This is a genomic window from Kitasatospora sp. NPDC051705, from assembly GCF_044453265.1.
GTDB lineage: Bacteria > Actinomycetota > Actinomycetes > Streptomycetales > Streptomycetaceae > Kitasatospora.
Genome location: NZ_JBITCO010000007.1, coordinates 77,512 through 99,865, shown reverse-complemented (window position 1 = coordinate 99,865; position 22,354 = coordinate 77,512). Strand labels below are relative to the sequence as shown.

General features: G+C 76.9%; 20 protein-coding genes and 1 pseudogene. 8 read left to right on the top strand and 13 right to left on the bottom strand.

Annotated features, from left to right (window positions below):
• Positions 1-64 precede the first annotated feature (64 nt).
• Positions 65-1,903 carry a beta-galactosidase family protein gene (locus ACIA8Q_RS11780; RefSeq protein ID WP_396317075.1) on the top strand — a complete coding sequence of 613 codons (1,839 nt, stop codon included), beginning with the start codon at positions 65-67 and terminating at the stop codon, positions 1,901-1,903.
• A 109-nt stretch (positions 1,904-2,012) separates the two neighbouring features.
• On the opposite strand, the pseudogene ACIA8Q_RS11775 reads toward ACIA8Q_RS11780, so the two are convergent.
• Positions 2,013-3,232 (bottom strand): annotated as a pseudogene (locus tag ACIA8Q_RS11775) (SLC13 family permease).
• 216 nt (positions 3,233-3,448) lie between these two features.
• Here ACIA8Q_RS11775 and ACIA8Q_RS11770 point away from each other — a divergent pair.
• Positions 3,449-4,087: a hypothetical protein gene (locus ACIA8Q_RS11770; protein WP_396317074.1), complete on the top strand. Its 639-nt coding sequence runs from the start codon at positions 3,449-3,451 to the stop codon at positions 4,085-4,087.
• 73 nt (positions 4,088-4,160) lie between these two features.
• Here ACIA8Q_RS11770 and ACIA8Q_RS11765 read toward each other — a convergent pair whose 3' ends face one another.
• The 4 genes from ACIA8Q_RS11765 to ACIA8Q_RS11750 form a co-directional block, all read right to left on the bottom strand.
• A complete protein-coding gene (locus ACIA8Q_RS11765; RefSeq protein ID WP_396317073.1) occupies positions 4,161-4,991 on the bottom strand; it encodes a DUF4253 domain-containing protein in 831 nt (276 codons plus the stop codon).
• Between the two features lie 89 nt (positions 4,992-5,080).
• Complete coding sequence (locus ACIA8Q_RS11760; protein WP_396317072.1) at positions 5,081-6,097, bottom strand: aldo/keto reductase; 1,017 nt, start codon at positions 6,095-6,097, stop codon at positions 5,081-5,083.
• A gap of 155 nt (positions 6,098-6,252) precedes the next feature.
• A complete protein-coding gene (locus ACIA8Q_RS11755) occupies positions 6,253-6,780 on the bottom strand; it encodes a hypothetical protein (RefSeq protein WP_396317071.1) in 528 nt (175 codons plus the stop codon).
• A gap of 152 nt (positions 6,781-6,932) precedes the next feature.
• A complete protein-coding gene (locus ACIA8Q_RS11750; protein WP_387902662.1) occupies positions 6,933-7,619 on the bottom strand; it encodes a hypothetical protein in 687 nt (228 codons plus the stop codon).
• A gap of 370 nt (positions 7,620-7,989) precedes the next feature.
• Between ACIA8Q_RS11750 and ACIA8Q_RS11745 the strand changes: the two genes are divergently transcribed.
• The 3 genes from ACIA8Q_RS11745 (at position 7,990) to ACIA8Q_RS11735 (ending at position 10,895) form a co-directional block, all read left to right on the top strand.
• Positions 7,990-8,490, top strand: a complete 501-nt coding sequence (locus ACIA8Q_RS11745; RefSeq protein WP_396317070.1) for an XRE family transcriptional regulator — start codon at positions 7,990-7,992, stop codon at positions 8,488-8,490.
• Positions 8,491-8,847: 357 nt separating this feature from the next.
• Positions 8,848-9,588, top strand: a complete 741-nt coding sequence (locus ACIA8Q_RS11740) for a hypothetical protein (RefSeq protein WP_387902668.1) — start codon at positions 8,848-8,850, stop codon at positions 9,586-9,588.
• Positions 9,585-10,895 (top strand): MAB_1171c family putative transporter, encoded by a 1,311-nt coding sequence (locus tag ACIA8Q_RS11735; protein WP_360207134.1) that lies wholly within the window; start codon positions 9,585-9,587, stop codon positions 10,893-10,895. The genes ACIA8Q_RS11740 and ACIA8Q_RS11735 overlap by 4 nt, the downstream gene beginning before the upstream one ends.
• A gap of 121 nt (positions 10,896-11,016) precedes the next feature.
• Here the strand turns inward: ACIA8Q_RS11735 and ACIA8Q_RS11730 are convergent, their stop codons facing one another.
• From ACIA8Q_RS11730 to ACIA8Q_RS11695, 8 genes are all read right to left on the bottom strand, one after another.
• Positions 11,017-12,606: a serine/threonine-protein kinase gene (locus ACIA8Q_RS11730; protein WP_360207133.1), complete on the bottom strand. Its 1,590-nt coding sequence runs from the start codon at positions 12,604-12,606 to the stop codon at positions 11,017-11,019.
• Between the two features lie 259 nt (positions 12,607-12,865).
• Positions 12,866-13,315 carry a hypothetical protein gene (locus ACIA8Q_RS11725; RefSeq protein ID WP_360207131.1) on the bottom strand — a complete coding sequence of 150 codons (450 nt, stop codon included), beginning with the start codon at positions 13,313-13,315 and terminating at the stop codon, positions 12,866-12,868.
• Positions 13,316-14,160: 845 nt separating this feature from the next.
• Complete coding sequence (locus ACIA8Q_RS11720) at positions 14,161-14,709, bottom strand: cupin domain-containing protein (protein WP_360207128.1); 549 nt, start codon at positions 14,707-14,709, stop codon at positions 14,161-14,163.
• A gap of 96 nt (positions 14,710-14,805) precedes the next feature.
• Positions 14,806-15,690, bottom strand: a complete 885-nt coding sequence (locus tag ACIA8Q_RS11715) for a JmjC domain-containing protein (RefSeq protein ID WP_360207125.1) — start codon at positions 15,688-15,690, stop codon at positions 14,806-14,808.
• A 135-nt stretch (positions 15,691-15,825) separates the two neighbouring features.
• Positions 15,826-16,698, bottom strand: coding sequence for a JmjC domain-containing protein (locus ACIA8Q_RS11710; RefSeq protein WP_360207122.1), 873 nt, complete (start codon positions 16,696-16,698; stop codon positions 15,826-15,828).
• 183 nt (positions 16,699-16,881) lie between these two features.
• A complete protein-coding gene (locus tag ACIA8Q_RS11705) occupies positions 16,882-17,154 on the bottom strand; it encodes a hypothetical protein (RefSeq protein ID WP_360207119.1) in 273 nt (90 codons plus the stop codon).
• 178 nt (positions 17,155-17,332) lie between these two features.
• A complete protein-coding gene (locus ACIA8Q_RS11700) occupies positions 17,333-17,863 on the bottom strand; it encodes a hypothetical protein (protein WP_396317069.1) in 531 nt (176 codons plus the stop codon).
• A gap of 242 nt (positions 17,864-18,105) precedes the next feature.
• A complete protein-coding gene (locus tag ACIA8Q_RS11695; RefSeq protein ID WP_396317068.1) occupies positions 18,106-19,251 on the bottom strand; it encodes a response regulator transcription factor in 1,146 nt (381 codons plus the stop codon).
• 354 nt (positions 19,252-19,605) lie between these two features.
• Here ACIA8Q_RS11695 and ACIA8Q_RS11690 point away from each other — a divergent pair, with 354 nt between their 5' ends.
• The 3 genes from ACIA8Q_RS11690 to ACIA8Q_RS11680 all read left to right on the top strand — a co-directional run bounded on the left by ACIA8Q_RS11690 (position 19,606) and on the right by ACIA8Q_RS11680 (position 21,971).
• Entirely contained in the window at positions 19,606-19,827 is a 222-nt protein-coding gene (locus ACIA8Q_RS11690; protein ID WP_360207113.1) for a hypothetical protein, read from the top strand.
• A gap of 175 nt (positions 19,828-20,002) precedes the next feature.
• Positions 20,003-20,296 carry a helix-turn-helix transcriptional regulator gene (locus tag ACIA8Q_RS11685; protein WP_360207111.1) on the top strand — a complete coding sequence of 98 codons (294 nt, stop codon included), beginning with the start codon at positions 20,003-20,005 and terminating at the stop codon, positions 20,294-20,296.
• A 40-nt stretch (positions 20,297-20,336) separates the two neighbouring features.
• A complete protein-coding gene (locus tag ACIA8Q_RS11680; RefSeq protein ID WP_396317067.1) occupies positions 20,337-21,971 on the top strand; it encodes an alpha/beta hydrolase in 1,635 nt (544 codons plus the stop codon).
• The last annotated feature ends 383 nt before the right edge of the window (positions 21,972-22,354 follow it).

The window sequence follows — 22,354 nt, the reverse complement described above, 5'->3', positions numbered from 1 at the left end:
TCCGGCGGGCCCTCGACCTGCGGGTTCGCCTTCCGATGTCGGGCGACTGAAAGCGGGTCTGCGCATGCTGGAGTACGACGCCACCGGGTTCCTGCGCGGCGGGGTGCCGCACCGGATCGTGGCGGGGGCCCTGCACTACTTCCGGGTCCATCCCGCGCTGTGGGAGGACCGGCTGCGGCGGTTGCGGGCGCTGGGCGTGAACACGGTGGACACGTACGTGCCGTGGAACTTCCACGAGGTGCGGCGCGGGGAGGTGGACTTCACCGGGTGGCGGGACGTGGCCCGTTTCGTGCGCCTGGCCGGGGACCTGGGCCTGGACGTGATCCTGCGCCCGGGGCCGTACATCTGCGCGGAGTGGGAGTTCGGCGGGCTGCCTGCCCGGCTGCTGGCGGTGGAGGGGCTGCGGCTGCGCTGCGCCGATCCGGCGTACCTGGCGGAGGTGGACGGCTGGTTCGACGCGCTGGTGCCGGAGCTGCTGCCGCTGCTGGCGAGCCGGGGCGGCCCGGTGGTGGCGGTGCAGGTGGAGAACGAGTACGGCAGCTACGGCACCGACGCCGCGTACCTGCTGCACCTGCGGGACGGGCTGGTGCGCCGGGGCGTGGACTGCCTCCTGTTCACCACGGACGGCGCCCACGACACCATGCAGCAGGGCGGCACGATCCCCGGGCACCTGTCGACCGCGACGTTCGGCTCGCGCGCGCCCGAGCGCCTAGCGGTGCTGCGCCGCCAGCAGCCGCAGGGGCCGCTGGCGGCGATGGAGTTCTGGATCGGCTGGTTCGACCGCCTGGGGCTGCCGCACCACGTGCGCGACGCGAAGGAGACCGCGGCCTCGCTGGACGAGCTGCTGGCCACCGGCGCCTCCGTCAACCTGTACATGGCGCACGGCGGCACCAACTTCGGCCTGTGGTCGGGCGCCAACCACTCCGGCGCCCACCCGTGCGACGCCGGGTACGAGCCGACCGTCACCAGCTACGACTACGACGCGCCGATCGGCGAGGCGGGCGAGCTGACGGAGAAGTTCCACGCCCTGCGCGAGGTCATCGGCCGCTACCTGCCGCTGCCGCCGGGCGAGCTGCCCGCCGACCCGCCCCGGGTGGCGCCGCAGCGCCTGGACCGGGCGGACGGCCGGGCCGGACTGCTGGAGCACCTGGACGTGCTGTCCCGGGTGGCGGAGCGGGCCGCGCCGCTGCCGATGGAGCAGCTCGGGCAGGACCGCGGGCTGATCCACTACCGCACCCGGGTGCCCGGGCCCCGGCCCGGGCTGCCGCTGCGCATCGACGGGCTGGCGGACCGCGCGCACGTCTTCGCGGACGGGCGGCTGCTCGGCGTGCTGGACCGCAACTCCCCCGGCGAGACGCTGGAGCTGGCCACCGGCGAGGACGGGGTGGTGCTGGACGTCCTGGTCGAGGCGCTCGGGCGGGTGAACTACGGCCCGCAGATGGACGACCGCAAGGGCATCACCCGCGGCGTCTCGCACGGCGGCCAGCGGCTGTTCGGCTGGCAGATCCGGCCGCTGCCGCTGACCGACCTGGCCGGGCTGCGCTACGACGACGATGCGCAGGACCACGGCGGCGGGGAGGGCGGCGGGGACGGCGGCGGGGGCGGCGAGGCGTCCGGGGGCCGTCCGGCGTTCCACCGCTACACGGCCGTCCTCGACTCCCCCGCCGACGCCTTCGTGGCCCTGCCCGGCTGGGGCCGCGGCCTGCTGTGGCTCAACGGCTTCCTGCTCGGACGCCACAGCGCCGAGGGCCCGCAGCGCACCCTCTACGCCCCCGCGCCGCTGTGGCGCGCGGGCGGCAACGAGCTGGTCGTCCTCGAACTCGACCGGCCCGGCTCGGCGGTGGAGCTGCGCGACGCCCCCGACCTCGGGCCGACGGCGGCCGCGCCCAGCTCCGAGTACTGACCGCGGGAGGGGAGGGCGGGCGCCGCGGCGCCCGCCCTCCCCTCCCGGTGCGCCTTCCCCTCCCGGTGCACCCTCCCCTCCCGGTGCGCCGTCACGTCCCGGTGCACCGTCACGTCCCGATGAGCTGCAGGGACGCCCACAGCGCCAGGACGGCGGCGGCCAGGGTGGCGGGGACGGCGAGCACGCCCAGGCGGGTGAACTGCCGCAGGCTGACCTCGCCGCCCTGGTCGAGGACGATGCGCCGCCACAGCAGGGTGGCCAGCGAGCCGGCGTAGGTGAGGTTGGGGCCGATGTTGACGCCCAACAGCACGGCCAGGACGGCGCCGGGGCCGGCCGGCGCCGCCAGCGGCACCAGGACGAGGGTGGCGGGCAGGTTGTTGATGACGTTGGCCAGGACGGCGGCCAGCGCGGCGAGGCCGAACAGGGCGGGCAGCGCGGTGCCGTGCGGGATGAGGTGGGCGAGCCCGGAGGCCAGCCCGTTGTCGACGACCGCGCGCACCACGACGCCCAGCCCCAGCACGAACGCCAGGAAGGGCACGGCGGCGGAGCGGGTGATGGCCGCCACCGTGGTGCGGCCACGGACCAGCGCCCGCACGGCCAGCACCGCGGCCCCGGCCAGCGCCGCCCAGGCCGGGTTGACCCCGACCGCCGAGGCGACGACGAACCCGGCGAGCGTGCAGCCCACCGTGACCAGGGCGAACAGCGGCATCCGCGGCTCCTCGCCGGGCGGCGGCGCCTCGGCCCCGGCGGCCAGGTCGGCGGCGAAGAAACGGCGCAGCACCACGTACTCGACGGCGATCGCGACCAGCCAGGGCAGGGCCATCAGTGCGGCGAAGCGGCTGAAGCTCAGGCCGCTGGCGGTGAAGGCGAGCAGGTTGGTCAGGTTGGAGACGGGCAGCAGCAGCGAGGCCGTGTTCGACAGGTGCGCGCAGGCGTAGAGGTGCGGGGCGGGGCGGGCGCCGAGGCGGGCGGCGGTGGCGAGGACGACCGGGGTGAGCAGCACGACCGTGGCGTCCAGGCTGAGGACGGCCGTCACCACGGAGGCGACGACGAAGACCTGCACCAGCAGCCGTTGCGGCCGCCCGGCCGCGCTGCGCGCCATCCAGGCCCCGCAGGCGTGGAAGAGCCCTTCGTCGTCGCACAGCTGGGCCAGCACCAGGACGGCGGCGAGGAACCCGATCACCGGGCCCAGCCGGGCGGCCTCGGCGGTCGCGTGGTCGAGCGGGACGGCTCCGGTGACGATCAGCAGGGCGGCAGCGGGAGGGCGAGCGCGGCCTCCCGCCAGCCCCAGGGACGCACCACCGCGCCGACCAGGACCAGGGCCAGCATGGCGATCGACAGGGCCTCCGCGCAGGCGGTGTTCAGGGGACGCTCCTCGGGTTCGGTGGGCACGGGGAGGATCGCGGAGGGGCGACCGGGCCGTCGGCTCCGGGCCGCTGACAGGCGGGACCGGCCACCGGGACCGAACCGGCCGCCGGGAGCGGGACGGCCCTGGCGTTCCGGCCCGATGCCGGGATCTTCGAGACGACGTGGTGCTCCTTCGACGTGCTGGCGGAGCACCTGCGGGAGCTCGCCCTGCTGAACCGGGGCCTGGACCTCTCGCTGACCGACCGGCGCGGTCCGGCCGGGGACAGGTCCGAGCGCTTCCACTTCCCGGGCGGGGCACGGGACTTCGTCGCCCTCCTCGACGGGGAGGGCGTGACGCCCGTCCACCCGGACGTCATCGGCTTCGAGTGCGAGGACCCGCGGATGGCGGGGACGCTGGAGGTGGCGCTGCGCTGGCGCGACTGCGCCGGGGAGCGGGTGCGCGGCTTCGCCAACAGCCGGGCCACCGCCTACGGGACGCACCTGGAGGGGCTGCGCGACGGGGTGGCCGCCGCGCTCGACGCGTACGCCCGCACGGCCGACCCGGTGGAGCCCGCAGCGGCACCGGGCGCCCCGGCACCGGTCGGCCCGACGCCGATCGGCCCCGAGCTGGTCGGCGAGGGCCTGACGGCGGTGGTGTCGGTGAAACTGGACCACCCCGAGTTCGAGGGGTCGATCCGCGACGTGCTCGGCAACCACCCGGTGCGCGCCTGCGTCGCGGAGGCCGTCCGGGAGCACCTCGGTGCCTGGCTGGAGGAGCACCCGGAGCGGGCCGCGGCCGTCGTCGCCCGGATCCTCCGGGGCGCCCGCCGGAGCTGACGGCCCCCGGCCCCCGCACGGCAGGCACCCCCCGCTGCCTCAGCCCCGCAGCCGGCTCAGCCTCGCCGCCGGCTCAGTCCCACCAGAAGGACCAGTGGTGGCTGCCGACGAGCTCCTCGGCGTAGGCGGTGAGGGCGCCGGTGCCCTGGAAGACGAGGTCGGGGCAGAAGGCGGTGTGCTCGGCGGCCACGCGCAGGGCCTCGGCGGGGGTGGCGGGCGGGGCGGCGACGCTCAACTCCAGGGTGTCGAAGCCGACCTGGACGACCTGGGCGCCGAAGCGGCGTTCCCAGTCGGCGAGGACGGCGGCGATCTTCGCGGTGTCCTCCTCGTGGTTGGTCGGGCCGCGCCACCCGCAGGCGACCAGGGCTTCGGCGCCGCTCGCGGCGCCGACCAGGCCCAGGCGCGGGCCGCGCAGGCCCTGCAGGACGTCGGCCAGGGCGCGGGCCTCGCTGCCGGCGGCGCCCTCGGGGAGGGTGGCGGCGGGGGCGGGGCCGGGCCACTGGGAGCCGAAGGGGGCGAGGGCCTCCTGGAGCTCGGCGGCGTCCTCCGGGAAGAGCTCGTCCCCGTCCTCGTCCTCACCGGTACTGCTGATGCCCCGCCACCAGGTGCGCAGCAGTGCGGCGGGGTCGTAGGAGGAGGGGTCGGAGGCGGCCTCGGGGCTGAGTTCGCCGGACAGCCAGGGGCGGAACTCGCCGTCCTCGCGCAGCGGTACGAGCAGCAGCGGCCACAGGCCGGTCTGCGGGTGGGCGCGGTGCAGTTGCTGCCACAGGCCGGCTGGGGCCGCGTCGTCGCTGATCCACAGGTACGGCTCGCGGCGCCCCCACTCCTCGCCGGCTATCGGGCGGCCGGGCGGGAGGGGGACGGGCAGCGTGGCCTGCGGCGGCAGGGGCTGGGGCTGGGTCATGCGCCTCACGCTAGGCGCCGGCACCGACAGCCGGCCCTCGGTGGGCACCGACGGCCCGGCCGCCGCGGTGGCCGCAGGCTGCGGGTGCGTCAGGCCCAGGGCAGGGCGGAGCGGGTGCGCCAGTACGCGTCGGCGGGTTCGGCGAGCGCGGTGAGGGCGGCCAGGTCCTCGGGGGTGGGGTGGAGGGTGGCGGCGGTGAGGTTGGAGGCGAGCTGGTCGAGGGTGGCGGCGCCGGACAGCACCAGGTCGGCCCAGGGCTGTGCGGCGGCCGCGGCCAGGGCGAGGGCGTCGGTGGACGCGCCGGTGCGGGCGGCGAGTGCGCGCAGGGCGGTGGTGTCGGGGCCGGTGGCGTTGCGGTCGGCGAGGCGGCCGTTGGCCATGCCCTCCTTGACGACGACGAGCCAGCCGGCCGCGTGGGCCTCGGCGAGGGCGGGGCCGGCGGAGGGTTCGAGGAGGTTCCAGGTGGCCTGGACGGCGGCGAACAGGGGCCGGCCGTCGGCGGTGACGCGCAGGGCGGCGCGGATGGTGTCGGCCTGGGCCGGTCCGCTGGTGGACAGGCCCACCCGCACGCCCTGCGCGGCCAGGCCGGCCAGGCGGGCGTGCAGGTCGGGGTCGGTCAGGGCGGGGCTGTCGGGGGTGACGGAGTGGACGAGGTAGACGTCCAGGTGCGGGCCGAGCAGGGAGCGGGTCTCGCGGATCTGACGGTCGAACACCGCCGTCGAGTGCTCCTTGACCTCGTGCGGGCCCGCCGCGTCGGCCTGCCAGCCGGCGGTGTAGGTGTAGCCCCACTTGCTGCCGACGGTGGCGTGGGCGGCGGCTTCGGGGTGCGCGGTGAGCCACTGGGCGAGGAACTCCTCGGCCCGGCCGTAGGAGCGGGCCGTGTCGAAGTAGCGCACACCGGCGGCGTACGCGGCGTCGAGCAGGGCGTGGGTGCGCTCGCGCAGCGCCTCGACGGTGCGCTCGGCGGGCAGGTCGGCGTCGCGTCCGAGGGTGATGTAGCCGGGCCGGCCGACGGCTGCGGTGCCCAGGCCGTAGCGCGTGGTCGATGGGCGGTCGGCGGGCGCGTCGGCGGCGGGGGCCGTGGTGGCGTCGGGGTCGGTCGGCATGGCGGGGTCTCCTCGGGCGCGACGGTGCTCACCTGGGACTTTATCCCCGTGGCCCGCGCCCCCGGCAGGCCGGTGGGCCCGCGACCCCGGGGCCACCCCGGGAGCAGCCCGACGGCCAGGCCCGACAGCTGGGCCCGATGGCGGCCGGCCGGGCCCTACCGGGTGGCGGTGTCCTCCTGCGGGCGGGGCGCGGCCGTGGCGGGGCCGTCGGAGGAGGTGCGCACGGCGCGGGGCGCGGACGGTGGCGGCGGGACGGCGGCGAGGTGGCGCGCGGCCCGGGCGGGGGCCGGGTTCGGGGGCACGGCGGCGAGGTGACGCGCGGCGGCCCGGACGGGGAGCGGGTGCGGGGCGGCGGTGGGGAGCTGGTCGAGGCGCAGGACGAAGTTGACGTAGTCCAGGGGCTTGCCGGGCCAGTGGCAGTCGTTGCTGACCAGCAGTCGGCTGCGCATGCCGTCGCGTTCGGTGACCGGCCCGGGGGTGGTGCGCAGGTTGGGCTGCCAGCTGCGGCCCCACAGGTGGTGTTCCAGGGTGAGCGCCCAGCTGTCCTCGTCGACGTCCAGGGTGGCGCCGACCCGCCCGGGGAGCACCCGGGCTCCGTAGGGGCTGCGCACCACCGCGCGCTGGTCGAAGTCGGCGTTCTTGCCGACCACGGTGATCCGCCACGCGCCGTGGAACCTGAGCACGCCGGCCCTCCTGACGTCCTGGCGCGCCGTCCGGCGGGCGCGCACCCGTCGGGGACTACGGCCGCGGGCCGCCGGGCGGCTCAACGCGGCGGCAGGGCGTTCCAGGCGTCAGAGGGTCAGGGGGCCGCTTCAGAGCCAGGGGCGCCCGGGGGTCAGGCGGCGGGGCGGGCTTCGGGACGGGCCCCGGGGCCCGCGGTGTGGGCGAGTGCGGGGTAGCCGTGGGCGGTGAGGACGAGGTCGGCGTAGCGGTGGTCTTCGAACGGGACTCCGTGGCGGCGCAGCAGGTCGAACAGGTCGGCGAGGCGGCGGGATTCGGTGCCGCGCGGCAGTCCGTCGCGGGTGGTGCCCAGGATGCCCAGGACGGGCCCGTGCAGGCGGGTCCCCCGGTCGGCGCGGCCGGGCCCTCGGAGGGAGCCGAGGGGCCGGAGGGAGCGGAGGGACGGGCGGGAGCGGACGGGACGGGCGGTGGCGCGGGGGTCCGGGTTCAGGCGCAGCAGCAGGACGAGCCGGGGGATGCCGGAGTCGGTGTCGCGTCCGGCGTCCATGGTGAGGCCGTCGATGTCGCGCCACCGGTAGCGGCGCGGGACGAACGCCCGGACGAGGGTGAGGCCGTGTTCGTCGGCGCGGACCCAGAAGCCGTACGGGACGGGCAGGGCCGCGCACAGGACCGCGGCGCCGGAGAGCAGGAGTGCGGGGACGGCGCCCATCCGGCCGGCGTCCCCGGAGTCGGCCAGGACGGCGCCCATCGCGAGGGCGAGCACACAGCCGACGGGGGCGCCGGCCGCCCGCCACAGGAAGCCCAGTCGCACGGTCTGCGGTCGTCGTGCCGCCGTGTCCACGGTTGTCCCCTTTCCCAGTTCCTGCCGTCGGCGGGCCGGGCCGGTCGGGCCGGGTGCCACCGCTGGTCGTCAACACCTCGCGCTCCCACGGGAGCCGGTCACTCTACCGGTGGGCGAAGATCGTTCGGCCGCCCCGGGGGAAACGTCAAGTGTCGGCAAAAAGAACGAGTCTGACGACTCGTCAAATCGTTCGGGCCGCCTTCCGTCCAGCATGTCAGGCACCTCCGGAAGGGTCAACCAAGGTGAATCCCGGGTGACTTGGGATCCACGTCAGCTCATGCCGTTGGGCTATCGTGGCGTGGCCGGTCCCGGCGCGCCCACCAGGGCGCGCGGTGCGCGGGGCCCGGCCGGGGGAAGGGTGGGGTGGGTCATGGCACGGTCGCCCCGGGAGGACGGGCCGGCGGAGCCGTCCGCACGGGTGGAACCGTCCGGGCCGGCGGATCGGTCCGGGCCGGCGGAGCCGTCCGGGCTGGCGGCCCGGATCGAGGCGCTGTTCCAGACCGTCCGCAGGCCCGACCGCGAGCAGTACACCAACGAGGAGGTCGCCCGGGCCTGCCGCGCGGCGACCGGGGAGTCCTTCTCCACCACCTACCTGTGGCAGCTGCGCACCGGGCGCCGGGACAACCCGACCAAGCGCCACCTGGAGGCGCTCGCCCGGTTCTTCCAGGTGCCGCCGGCGTACTTCTTCGACGAGCGGCAGGGCGCGGAGATCGCCAAGGAGCTCGCCCTGCTCGGCGCGCTGCGGGACGCGGGTGTGTGCAGCCTGGCGCTGCGCGCGGTCGGGCTGTCGCCCGAGGGCCTGGACACGGTGAGCGAGCTGATCGACGTCATCGCCCGCCGGGACGCGGCGCGCCGCAACCAGGCGCCCTGACGCCGGCGGCGGGGGCCGCGGACGGGCAGGGCCGGCGGGCAGGGCCGGCGAGCAGGGCGGGAGGGCCGACGGGCGGGGGCGCACGGGGAGGTGCACGACGGGCCCGGCGGGCGGGCCGATCGGGGGATCGGCGCACCGCCGGGGACGGCGCTCGGGGGCCACGGTCGGGGGCCACGGTTCGGGGCCGGCCGCGGCCCTGGGGCCGGGGCCGTGGGAGCGGGGCCGTGGGAGCGGGGCCGTGGGAGCAGGGTTCGCAGACCCGGGGGGTCGGGGGGATCGGGGGCAGCCGGGTCGGGGGACCCGGAGCGATCGGGGGATCGGGGGGTGAGGGATCGCTGAGCTGGGAGGGAACACGGCGTGTGGGACGACAGGTGCTACCGGGTGGCGTTACGGCGCTGCCGGCGGGTGGCCGAACGACTGGAACTGCCGAGCCCGTTCGACGCCACGGTGCTGCTGGAGCGGCTCGCCCGGCGGCGGGGGCGGCCGATCTCCCTGCTGCCGGTGGCCGCCCGGGCCGGGACGCCCTGCGGGCTGCTGGTCTCCACCCGGGAGACGGACTACATCCTGTACACCGCGGACACCAGCGCGCTGCACCGCCGGCACATCCTGGTCCACGAGATCGCCCACCTGCTGCTGGAACACGCCGGTTCGGCGCCGCTCGGCCCGGTCTCCGCCCTGCTGCCGCACCTGTCCCCCGCGCTGGTGCAGCGGGTGCTCGGGCGCACCTGCTACGACGAACCCCAGGAGCGGGAGGCCGAGTTGCTGGCCTCGCTGATCCTCAGCCGGGCCTCCGAGGCCGACGCCGCCCACCCGCCGGGCCCCGACGCCGCACCGCGCGCCGGCGGCCTGGACCTCCTGGACGCCCTGGACGCCCTGCTCACCGGCGCACCCGCGGTGCGGCCGCCGGCGGACACCGATCCGGGCACGGGCACCGCACCGGCACCCGAACCGACAGCGGACACCGCACCGAGCCCGGACACCGCACCGAGCCCGGGCACCGCACCCGCAGCAGCACCGGGCGCCGACCCGAGCCCGGGCGCCGCTCTGAGACCGCGCGCCGGCTCCGCGGGCGCCACGCCGCGGACGGGACGGCCGTGACCGGCCTGACCGTCTACGGCGTGGCCCTGTTCTTCGCCCTGGGCACCTGCCGTCTCGCCCCCGGCCGCCGGACCGGCCCGCGCGCCGTCGCCCGCTACACCCGCCACGCCGCCGCCCTGCTGTCCGCCGCCCTGCTGCTGCTCGCCCCGCCCAGCGTCGAACTCGCCGACCGGCTCGGTCCGTTCGCACCGGTGCCGGTGGTCCCCCTGGTGCCGGTGCTGGTGGGCGAGGCGCTGCGGCTGTGCGCGGCCTGCGCGGTGCGGCTGCTCGCCCTGGCGCTGTGCACCCCCGAACCGGGGCGCCGGGCGGTGCGGCGCCGACTCGCCGTGCTCGCCGGTGTGCTGGCGCTGCGGGCGGCGCTGCTGGCGCTGGCCTCGCCCGGCCCGGGGGCCCGCGAGCTGAGCGCCGCGCCGTCCACCGGCGCCCACCTGGCGCTGGCCGGGTACAGCGCCGTCGGCGTGCTCTACCTCGCCCACTGCCTCGCCGCCCTGCTGCGTCAACTCCTGCAGCTCACCCGGGCGTCCGGCGGGCCGGGACCCACGCGCACCGGGTTGCGGCTGATCGTGCTGGGCGTGGCCGCCGGCCTGCTGTGGACCGCCTGGGGCGTCGACGACGTGGTGCGCGCGGCCGCCACCGGCTCCCAGGACGGCGCCGAGGACGCCCTGTGCGGCGTGCTGGGACTGGTGTGCGTGACCCTGCTCGGGGCGGGCCTGGGCGCGACGCTGTGGCCGGTCGTGCCGGCCGCCGTGAGCGGCTGGCTGCTGGCCCACCGCCGGCACCGGGCGCTCGCCCCGCTCTGGCGGGACCTGCACACCGTGCTGCCGGAGATCGCGCTCGTCCCGGTCCGGCGGCTGTCGGCGCTCCTGCCGCCGCGCGACCCGCAGTTCGCGCTGTACCGGCGGATCATCGAGATCCACGACGCCCGGCTGATCCTGCGCCAGCACCTGGACCCGCGCACCGCGCAGTGGCTCGCCGGTGCGACCCGGCGCTTCCCGCCGCCCGCCGACCGGGCGGCGGCCACCGCCGAGGCCGCGGCGCTGGCGGCCGCCCTGGAGCGCGCGGCCGCCGGCGCCCTGCCCGACCCGGGCGCGGCGCCCACCGTGCCGGCCGCCGTCCCGTCGGCCGAACCGCCGCGGGCCCTGGGGTCGGAGGCCGACCACCTGGCGCACCTCACCCGCGTCTACGCGACCTGCCCGGCCGTCGCCGAGGTCCGCACCCGGGCCCGCGCCGCCCACTCCGCCCGCTCCCCCGCCGTGGACGGGCCCGGGGCCGAGCCACCGGCGGGCCCGGGGCTGCTCGGGCGGTGAAGCGGCGAAGGCGCCCCGGGAACACCACGTCACCCATGCCCTGGACCCCCGCACGACAGGCCGGGCGGTGCCGCGCTCCCTCGTTCGCCCGCTCCCGGCGCGTTCTGGTCGACGGCCCCGGTCAGTTCCGGTTCGGCTTCAGGGTCGGCCTGATCTCCTCCCACCAGATCAGGACGGCGCCGGCGGCCAGGACCAGGACGTTCGCGGCGATCAGCAGCCATCCGCCGGTCAGGAGGCGCCTGTTCACGGCGGTGTACCCGGAGTCACCACTGTGGTCCTGGAGGCTCCCCAGGAGGAGGAGGATGGACAGCCCGGCCCAGAGCACGGAGATCCCGGTTCCCACGGCTGCCAGTTTCCCCGGTTCGCGTCCCGCGCGGGGCAGCCCGGTCGCCGCGAGGACGATCGCCACGGCGGCCCCGATGAAGCCGATCGGGACGACCAGCCAGTCACTCGGGTCAGGGCTGCCGTTGGCCGCTCCGAAGAGGTGCTTCCAGTCGAAGGCCAGGACCACCTGAACCGTCTTCTGCTCGGCGGTGAGCGTGAAGGTCTGCTCCATCATCGGGTTCTTGCCCGCTCCGACGAGAGCGGCGGCCGCCATGAGGAGCAGGATCTTGACGAGCTCTGCGGGAGGGCGCTCCTTGGGGTGATCCGGCGGCTGCGGCGGGCGTTCGCCGGGCGGGCCGGGCCGTGAAGCCGGCCCCGGTGGCTGGTCGGGCTCCCGCTCGTCGCCGTCTCCGGGATCGGGCCGGGTCCCGGGCCCGGTGGGGGTGCGGCCCGTCTGGGGCGGTTGCGGGGTGGTGAGCGCGCGCAGGGCGTCGGTGCGTTCGCGGATCGCCTCGCGCGCCCCGTCGATGCCCATCCAGGCTCCCGGGCCGGCCGCGCCTCCGAGGAGCGCTTCGCACCGTTGCCGGACCTGGGCCGGTGTCGGGCGGCGGCCCGGGTCCTTGCCGAGGCAGTCGGCGATCAGCCGGCGCAGCGGCTCGGGGACAGCGCCCAGGTCCGGGGTGTCGGCGACGATCCGGTGGGCGACCGCCCACTCGTTCTCCGCGCCGAACGCCTCCCGTCCGGTGACCAGGAAGTAGAGGGTGGAGCCGAGCGCGAAGACGTCCGAGGCCGGGCCCACCGCACGGCCCATCGCCTGCTCGGGCGACATGTACAACGGGGTGCCGATCCGGGTCGACTGGCTGGAGTGGGTCACCGACTGGGTCAGGGACTTCACGATCCCGAAGTCGATGACCTTGGGCCCGCTCTCGTCCAGCACGATGTTCGCGGGCTTCAGGTCACGGTGCACCACCCCGGCCGCGTGGATGTCCGCCAGTGCGTGCGCGATCCCCCCTGCCAGCAGCAGCACCTGACGCTCCGGCAGCCCGCGGGTGCCCAGCACCAGGTCGCGCAGCGAGGGGCCCGCTACGTACGAGGTCGCCAGCCACGGCCGCTCCGCCCGGGCGTCCGCGTCCAGCAGGGGGGCGATGTGCGCACCCCGCACCCGCTGCGCGGCGGCGATCTCCAGAGCGAACCGCTCGGCGAACTGCGGCTCCTGCGTGAACTCCGAGCGGATCACCTTCACCGCCGCCGGCACCCCGCCGGGCGACAGGGCCAGGAACACCTGGCCCATCCCGCCCTCACCCAGCCGTGCCAGCAGCTGAAACCCGCCGAAGCCGTCGGGATCGTGCTCCCGCAGCCCCGCGAACCGGAATGCCGTACCCGCCACGACCCACAGCCCCCCGCTGCTCCGCCATCGGACCTACGGCACGAACAGCGACCGCTCGCGCACTCGCACCGAGCGTAGGGATGCCGCCGGCCCACCGCCAGTGGGCCATCGAGTCCGACGGTGCCGAACCGGAGGGGCACCGGCGAAACGACGGGGACCGCCCGGCCCCGTCGGCCCAGGCGGTCCTTCCCCGGGAGGACGCGGGCCACCGGGGCCCGGCCCGTCCACCGGGGTGCGTCGAGTGTGGTTCAGGCGTGCGTCAGCTGACCGACTGCTTCACCAGCGCGGCGATCTTCTCCTCGACCTCGGCCGTGACCTCGGTCAGCGCGAAGCCGGCCGCCCACATGGTGCCCTCGTCCAGCTTCGCCTGGTCGCTGAAGCCGAGCGTGGCGTAGCGGGCCTTGAACTTCTCGGCGCTCTGGAAGAACAGGACGACCTTGCCGTCCAGCGCGTAGGCGGGCATCCCGTACCAGAGCTTCGGCGCGAGCACCGGGGCGTTGGCCGTGACGACGGCGTGGACGCGCTCGGCCATGACCCGGTCGGAGTCCTGCATCTCGGCGATCTTCGCGAGCACGTCCCGCTCGGCCTCCGCCGCCTTGTCGGCCTTCGAGCCGCGCTTGGCCGCCTTCTTCAGCTCGTCGGCGTGGTCCTTCATCGCGGCCCGTTCGTCGGCCGAGAATCCCTCGTGCTTGCTTGCGCTGCTGCTCATGTCAGATCTCCCATTGAGGATCTCGATGTGCGGGATCTTGAGGGGACCTTATCCCGACTCACCGACACCGGGCCACGACGACCAGCACTGAGCGAAGAGCATTCCTGCTGCCGCAGGTGGACGGCGAAAGGTCCGCCGCACGCAAGGCTATCCGGTGCTCCGGCACCGCAGTTGAACGATGGTTCGCGCACTTGAACAACGCCGCCATGAGGATTCCGCGGGAGTCGACGGCCGGGATCCCCACCCGGTGACGGCCGTGTTCCAGGGCGAACGACCTTGACGGAAAGAACATGTGACGTGACATCGCCTGACTGTTCGCCACACGGCTTTCCCAGGAGGGCTCATGGAAGAACGTCGGGTTCCCGACCGCGGTTCGGGCCCGGCAGGGTCGGGTGCAAGGACGGCGCGCCGGTCGGACGGGCACCGGGCGGGGATCGGGATCCCGCCGGCGCCGAGGACGTCGCCCGTCTCGCGGGACGGGCGTGGCCGACGGGGCGGCACGCACGGAGAGGACGCACGCACCGCAACGCGGGCCGGGGCGGATGGGCCCCGGCCCGCGCTGGGGAGCCGGAATGCGGAGCCGGGCGCTCACGCCCCGGTGCTCAGCACTGGGGGCGGCGGCCGTGGTTGGCACCGCGCCTGGCCCGGGCCTTCTTCTTGCGACGACGTTTCGACGACATCGGCTTCTCCTCTCACCACCAGGACCCCCGGCTTCCACCGTTCCACACCGGGCCCGCCCCGGCCCGTCGGGAGCACCCACCCGCGGCCCGGGCACCGGCAGGCCCGGGCACTCGGGCCGTCCGGGGGCACTCGGGCCGTCCGGGGGCACTCGGGCCGTCCGGGGCTCAGGCGTTCCGGGCGAGGGCGGCGCGCCAGGCGGGGCTGTCGACGTAGTGGTTGTCGAAGCGCTCGGCGGAGGCGGCGATGGCGCTCGGGTCGCTCTCGCCGCGCATGACGCTGCCCAGCAGGCGCAGGTAGTCGAAGCGGTCCATGCCCGGGGTGAACACGAACAGGACGTCGGCCTCGGCGCCCGGGGCGGCGGCGAAGGCGTGCGGGGTGTGCGGGGGCACCGCCAGGAAGTCGCCCGCGCCGAGGACGGTGACCTCCTCGCCGAGCAGCACCTGCAGCGAGCCGCTGATCACGAAGAACAGCTCCCACGCCTTGGTGTGGAAGTGGGCGGGGGCCCCGACCGCGCCCTTGGCGAAGGTCGAGCGGTAGCTGGTGAAGCCGCCCTCGGTGTGCGCGGAGTCGGCGAGCAGGGTCATGGTGCTGCTCGGGTCGGCGCAGATCTCGGCCTCGGCGCAGCGGGTCAGCACGGGGGCCGTGGTGGGGGCCTGGACGGCGGTGGTGTCGGTGGTGGCAGCGGCGGTGGCGGTGGTGTTCGTCGTCGTCATGTGATCAGACTAGATCGCCAAAGACCCACGGGCAGGTGGCAATTCCACCTCGGTTTCATGGGTCAATTCCGGAGCGCGGCCGGTGGCGGCCGGCCGTCAGGACAGGCCGCGGAGCTGGACGGCGCGAGTGACGGCGAGCAGGTCGGCGGGGGTCAGCTGGTCCAGGACGCGGGTGGCGTGGGCCAGCAGGTCGGCGGCCGCGGCGGTGAGGGCGGCCTCGCCGAGCGGGCGCTCCGGCAGGTCGCAGCCGTCGGCGAGCAGCGCCTGCGCGACGGCGCGCAGGTCGGCGGTGGCCGGTTCGCGCACGGTCAGCGCCAGGTGGGCGGAGGGCTCGCCGCCCTCGGCGCGGGCGGCGTACGCGAGGCCGCGCGGGACGTAGAGCACCTCGCCCGGGCGCAGCACGGTGTCGGGCAGCAGCTCGCCCGTTCCGGCCTCCGCGGGCCCGGCGCCGGACGCGGGGGCGGTCTCGGTGGCAGGGGCTGCGTGCACCCGCCAGCGTCCGGTGCCCCAGAGCTGGACGGCCAGGACGTCGCCGTCCTCGCCGTGCCCCGGGTGGTCCCGGCCGCCGGGGGCGGCGAGGACGCAGTCCGCCCGCACCGGCAGGCCGAGGCGGGCACCCAGGCCGGCGGCGAGTGCGCGCACGCCGGTGTGCCACTGCTCGACGTGGCGCAGCAGTACGGTGACCCGCTCGTCGCGGACCAGGGCGCGCACCGACGGGCCGTCGGCGCAGTCCTCCAGCACCTGGCCGAGCGCCGCCCGGGGGCGGCAGAACCGGTGCGCGGGCAGCTCGGCGGCGCCCTGGTGGAGCCCGATGTAGGGGGTCCTCAGCAGGCCGTGGTCGAGCAGCCGCTCGAGTTCGGGGCGGGTGAGGACCTCGAGCGGCGGGTCGGCGGGGCGCAGCACGGCCGGGGCGGTGCGCCACAGGGCGGTGCGGAAGTGCGTTTCGTCCGCCACGCAGCGGTGCAGCCAGTTCTGGGTCATCTGCGGGTCTCGCTCTCGGGCGGTCGGGGCGGGCCGGGTTCGGGGCGGGCCGGCGGGCCGGGGCTGGTGGTCGGGGCGCCGCCGGGCGGCTCGGGCGACGGCCCGGGCGACTCGGGCGGCGGCCCGGGCGGCGGGTCAGGCGCCGTGGGCGGTGCGGCGGGCCCCGGCGACCAGGTCCTCGGGGGTGACGGCGGCGAGGCGGGCGCGCAGGTGGTCCAGCAGGACGGCGCCGGCGCGCAGCAGGTCGGCCTCGTCCAGGGGGCGCTCGGGCAGGGCGGGCCCGTCGGCGGGCCTGTCGGCGAGCAGGGTGCGCAGCCGGGCGCGCAGGTGGTCGGCACGGGCCTCGCGCAGGGCGACGGTCAGCTGGAGGGAGGGGGCGGGCCCGGTGGCGCGGGCGGTGTGGGCGTGGCCGTCGGGGACGTAGAGCACCTCGCCGGGGTGGACGGGTGTCTCCAGCAGGCACGGTCCGGGGGTGTCCTCGCGGCCGGGCCGCCAGGCGGGGTCGGCGGGTGCGGGGTGGACGCGCCGGTGGGTGGTGCCGTCGAGCTGGATCACCAGGAGGTCGCCGTCGGCGCGGTGGGTGGGGCCGTACGGTCCGGGCGGGGTGTGGTCGAGGAAGGCCTCGGCCGGGCGTCCCGTCGCCTCGGCCAGGCCGGTGGTGAGTTCCCGGACGCCCGGGTGCCAGTGTTCGAGGTGGTGCAGGTGGAGGGTGGCGCCCTCGTCCTGGATCAGGGTGCGGACCAGGGCCGGGTCCAGGCAGCCCTGGAGGGGGTGGCCGGTGACGGTCCGCGGAGTGCAGAACCGTTCCTCCGGGAGGGGGTCGCCCCCGGCGGTGGACAGGGTGGCGTACGGGGTGCGCAGCGTTCCGCCGTCGACGAGGTCGGACAGGGCCTGCGGGGTGAGGAGCCGGGTGGGCGGGTCGGCGGGGTGGAGGAGGGCGGGGCCCCGGCGCCAGTGCCGGCGCAGGAAGGTCTCGGGGTCGCCGACGCAGCGTTCGAGCCGGTCCATGGCCGTGGCGGGTCCTTTCCGGTGGTTCGTCGGGGGCGGGGCGGCCGGTACGGGGCGTTGCGGCGGGCGTCGGGGCCTCGCGGGCCGGGCGGGCGCGGGCCGGGGGCCCCGGTGGCCTGGACGGCCGCCGGAGCCCCTGGGGTCTGTCGTCGGACCCGCGTCCGCGGGGTCCGGGATCCGGGGTCAGCTGATGTGCGAGGGGCAGTGGTGGCCGCAGTCGTCGATGGCCATGTGGTCGGTGTGCACGTCGGGCGTCGTGCCGTGGCCGACCGGGCCGTGGACGGCCGGCGTCCGCACCACCGGGCCGTGGACGGTCGGGGCGTGGCCGGCCGAGGCGGAGGCGGCCGCCGGGGCGAGGGTCGCCGCGCCGAGGGCGGCCGCGGCGGCGACGGACAGCGCCGCCCGGCGGGCCAGGACGGCGAAGGTGGTGGTCGTGGCGGTGGTGCGGGTACCCATGGTGGTCTCCTTCGGGACGGGGGTGGGCGCGCCCTGGTCGGGCGGGCCCGGTGGGGCGGCCGTGCGCCGGTGGGCGCGTCGGCCTGGTGCCGGGGGGATGCCGGGGAGGCGGGTTCCGGTGGCCGGGGAGGCGGGATCCGGTGGCCGGGAGGGGGCGGTGTGGCGCGGTGGTGTGTGGTCAGCCGGCCGGCCCGGGGGTGTCGGGGCGCGCCGTGCCGTTGCCGGCGGTGAGCGGGATGCGCAGCACCAGCGGTTCGGCGCCGGGCCGGCACTGCAGGCGGTAGCCGCAGCCGGGTGGCAGCAGCAGCCACTGCCCGGGCCTCAGCCGGACGGTCTGTGGTGATCCGTCCGCCCGGTCCGGCCCGAACCGCCCACCGGGGCCGGTCGGTTGGACGCGCCCGGCGCCGCGGCGCTGGAACAGTAACAGGCTGCTCGCGCTCCGGCCGGTGAGGGCTCCGGCGCCCCCGACCGCGGCCGGCTCCACGAGCCGTCCGAGGCGCTCGTGCAGCGCGGCGGCGAGGGCGGCGGTGTGCCTCGACCGTCGGTGGGCGTCCGGCGCGGGCGGCGGTTCGGCGCCGTCCGGGCCGTCGTCCTCGGTCCACAACAGGGCGGGACCGTGGCCGAGTCGGCGCTGCAGGAAGCCGACGACGTCCTGCAGCAGGTCGTCGTCCCGGAGGGTCGGCAGGTGCGACTCCTCGCCCCACAGCATCGCCTCACCTCCGCCTCGGCCGGGTTCCCGCCGCCCCCGCTCCGATGATCCATCGTGCGCAGCGGCCGCCGTGACGCACAGTCCCGGGTTCCCGGTCCCGGGATCACGTGACACGGGCGGGCTCGGCCGGCCCGTCGCGGGGCGGACGGGTCGGCCTTCCCGACGGGCCTTCCCGACGGGCCGTCCGTCCGGGGCGCCTGCCCGTCCGTCCGGGCCTTCCGTCCGGGCCGTCCGTCCGGGGCTCAGTCGTCCAGCAGCCCCGCGCGGGCCGCGGCCACACCGGCCTGGAAGCGGCTGTCGGCCGCCAACTCGTCCATGATGTCGGCGATGTGGCGGCGGGCCGTGCGCAGCGACATGCCCAGCCGGCGGGCGATCGCCTCGTCCTTCAGGCCGGCGGCGAGCATCCGCACGATGGTCTGGTCGAGCTCCTGGGCGACCTGCCCGAAGCCGTCCTCGGCCGCCTCGGCGAACGGCCTGGCCAGCGTCCACGTCTGCTCGAAGATCTCGCACAGGTACGCCACCAGGGCTTTCTGACGCACCACCAGGGCGCCCCACGAGCCGTCGTCCAGGGGCAGGAAGGCGAGCTCCCGGTCGAAGACGATGAGCCGGCCGAACAGCTCGTGGGCGGTGCGGTACTCCGCGCCGAGCGCGGTGGCCGCCTCCACGTAGGCCTGGCTGGGGCCGTTGAAGCGGGCGGTGTGGTGGTAGAGGGTGCGCATCCGCACTCCTCGGGCGAGCAGGACGCGGTCGCGCCGCAGCGCGTCCTCCATCGCGGCGGGGACGCGGGAGCCGCCACCGGGCTGGCTGGTGAGGACCTCGCTGCGGCACTCGGCGGAGGCGCGGTCCAGGGCGGCGCGGACCTCCGGCAGGGTCGCGATGACCTGCAGCTGCGGGGGGTCGTCCGCGGCGGGGGTGTCGGTCGCGGGCCCGTCCGCGGCGGGGGCGGCGGTCGCGGGCCCGTCCGCGGCGGGGGCGGCGGTCGCGGGCCCGTCCGCGGCGGGGGCGGCGGCGTTCACGCCGGCGGCGCGGATGGCGGGCCCGTCCGCGGCGGCGTTCACGCCGGCGGCGCGGATGGCGGGCCCGCCGGCGGCGCCGTTCCCGCCCGCGACGGTCTGCCGGTGGACCGGCAGGAAGCCGGCCACCAGGGCCTGGCGGTGGGCCAGTTCGGCGCGGCTGCGCTGGATGGCGGCCTCGACGGGGGCGGCCAGGGCGGCCATCGCGGCCTCGGGGGCGACGGCCCGGCCCAGGCGTGGATCGTCGGGGTCGCGGTGGACCAGCTGCCAGGCCAGGAGGCGTTCGAGGGCGGGTGCGGCGCCGTCGGGGTCCAGGCCGAGGCCGGTGAGGTGGGCGGCGAGGGCGGCCGCGTCCAGGCTGCCGTGTTCCAGCACCCAGGCGTAGGCGGCACCGTCGGCCGGCTCGGGAGCCGGCGCGGGAACAGGAACGGGAACGGGGACGGGGACGGGCAGGGCTGCCGGTACCGCCCCGCCCAGGGCGCCGGGGCCTGGGCCTGGGCCGACGCCCGGGCCCGTGCCCGTGGCGGCCGACCGGGGCGGATGCGGCGGGGTCTGGGGTGAAACGTCCACTTCCGTCCCCCGGTCATCTTGCTGCCAGTGCTGTCGGTGGGGCCCCGATCGATGGCGCGGGCGGCCCTTGATCGTCATGCTAGTTCACAGGCCGCCGGGCCCCGCCGATCACGGCTCCCGGCCCGCCGTCCGCTCCCCTGTCGCGTCCTGGAGGACCCCTTGAAGCGTTTCGTCGCCGCCACCGCCCTGCTCGCCGGACTGCTCACCGCCGCGGTCGGCGGCGCGGCCTCCGCCTCGGCCGCGGCGGCGACGGACACCCGGCCGGCGGTCGGGTCGACCCAGCCGTCGCCGGTGCTCCAGCCGCCCGGCGCCACCAAGAACATCGCGGACACCTCCTGGGGCGGCAGCTGCCACACCCCGCTCTGCAAGCCGATCATGTGACGCCGCCGGCCGGTCGGACCACCCCGACCGGCCGCCCTCCCCGGCCCGCCCCGGCTCGTCCCGGCTCGTCCCGGCCCGCCCCGGCTCGCCCCGTCCCGCCCCGTCCCGTTCCGTCCTGGTCCGTCCTGGTCCGTCCTGGCCCGTCCTGGTCCGCCCGCGGCAGAGAGGCTCCGACATGCCCGTCACCACCCCGTCCTTCGCCACCGCGCCCGCTCCCGCTGCACCCACCGCGCCGACCCCCGCCGCCTCCGCCATCGCCGGGCTGAGCCAGCGCGAGTGCCAGGTCCTGGAGCTCCTCACCCAGGGCGCCACCTACGGCGCGATCGCCCGCCGCCTGGAGCTCAGCCCGCACACCGTCGACACCTACCTGCGTCGCATCCGGGCCAAGACCGGCACCAGCAACCGGATCCAGCTCGCCCTCCTCGCCCACGCCGCGATGCCCATCTCCGGACGCCTCGGCGTCAACTGACGGACGATCAGCGACACCTGCGGGAACCTAGGGTGGCGGTATGAGACACCGCACGGCACTCGCCGCCCTCGCCCTGTCCACGGCCGCCCTCCTCGCCGCCACGGCGGCACCGGCGCCCGCCGCCCCGCAGCGGTCCACGGCCCCGCAGCAGTCCGCCGCCCCACCCGGGGCCCGCGCGGACGATCCCGGCACCGCCCCCGACAGCGCCGCCGCCACCGACAGCACCGCCGACAGCGCCCCCGGTGAGGTCACCGGCCCCGACGGACTCGCCGCCTACCGCCACCAGCCGATCACCTGGGCCACCTGCGCGGATCCCGGGCTCGCCGCCAGCGGCACCGAATGCGCCACCCTCAAGGTCCCGCTCGACTACCGCGCACCCCGGGGCCGCACCCTCGACCTCGCGATCTCCCGGATCCGGGCCACCGACCCGGCCGAACGCCGCGGCATCCTGCAGACCAACCCCGGCGGCCCCGGCAGCCGCGGCCTGGACATGCCCGCCGCGCTGCTGTCCCGGGCCGCGCCCGAGGTGGCCGCCGCCTACGACGTCATCGGCATGGACACCCGGGGCACCGGCGCCAGCGGAGCCCTGGACTGCGGCCTGGAGCGGGGCAGTTGGCTGCGCTCGGTGGGCACCGACCAGTCCGGTTTCGAGGAGAGCTGGCGCCTGGCGAAGAACGACGCCGACGCCTGCTGGGCGAAGTACCCCGACCTGCTGCCCCACCTCACCACCCGCAACATCGCCCGCGACGTCGACCTCGTGCGCGCCGCCCTCGGCGAGCGGCGCACCTCCTGGTTCGGGCAGTCCTACGGCTCGCTGCTGGGCGCGGTGTACGCGCAGATGTTCCCGGGCCGCGTCGACCGGCTGGTCCTCGACAGCGCCCCCGACCCCGCCCGCTACGGCATCCGGATGTTCCAGGACATGGGCCCCGCCCACGAGCGGGCCCTCGACGACTTCGCCGCCTGGGCCGCCCCCCGCCACGGCGAGTACGGCCTCGGCGCCACCCCGGCCGCCGTGCGCGCCACCGTCGAGAACCTGGTGCGGCGCGCCGAGGCCGCACCGATAGCCGTCGACGGCTTCCGGGTCGACGGCCGCCTGCTGCCGGTGCTGCTCACCGTCTGCCAGGGCGACGACCGCGACGGCGCTGACTACGCCGCCGTGCTGCGCCAGCTCCTCGACGCCGCGGACGGCAAGCCGGTGCAGGTCACGCCCGGGCTGCACGAGCTGCTGACCGTCGTCTTCCAGCCGCGTGTCGTCGGCGCGGACCTCGACCTGGCCTCCGCGATGGCCGTCCTGTGCGACGACGTCGCCATGCCGCGCGACCCGCAGTGGTACCGCGCCGCCGTCGAGCGCTCCCGCGCCGCCCAGCCGGTCTTCGGCCCGGTCTACAACGGCCCGACGCCGTGCGCGTTCTGGCCGCAGGCGCCCCGGGAGACCCCGGTGACGGTGGACAACGCCGTGCCCGCCCTGCAGATCCAGTCCACCGGCGACACCCACACCACCTACCCGGAGGCCCTCGCCATGCACGCCCGCCTGCACGGCTCGCGCCTGGTCACCGTCCCCGGCCGCACCCACGGCCTCTACCTCGGCGGTTACAGCCCGTGCGCCCAACAGGCCGTCGACGCCTACTTGGTGACCGGCGCCCTGCCCGCCGCGGACACCACCTGCCCGCGCTGACCCCCTGCCCGCTGCCCGCGCTGACCCCCTGCCGCCGCCCGGCGCCGAACGTGACCCACCCCCTCGTCGACAGCCGCGCGCTGCGGCCTTCAGTTCCGCAGCGGGTCGAGGGGCTGGGCGCAGCGCTGGCGCAGCCCGTCCGACCGGCGCCGCACCATCGTCCGACTCTCCACGCAGGGACGGGGGCTGCTGCGCCGGGCCGAGCGCGTGCGGACGGAGACCGACCGGCGCTTCCTCGCGGCGCTGCCGCCGGCCGAGGCCGACGCGCTGCTGAGCGCCCTGCGCACGCTCGCCACCGGGTAGCCGCCCGGGGCCGGCGGGCCCGCCCGTCACCCGTCCGTGGCCGCGGATGTGCACGGCACCCCGGACGGCCCGTAGCGTCG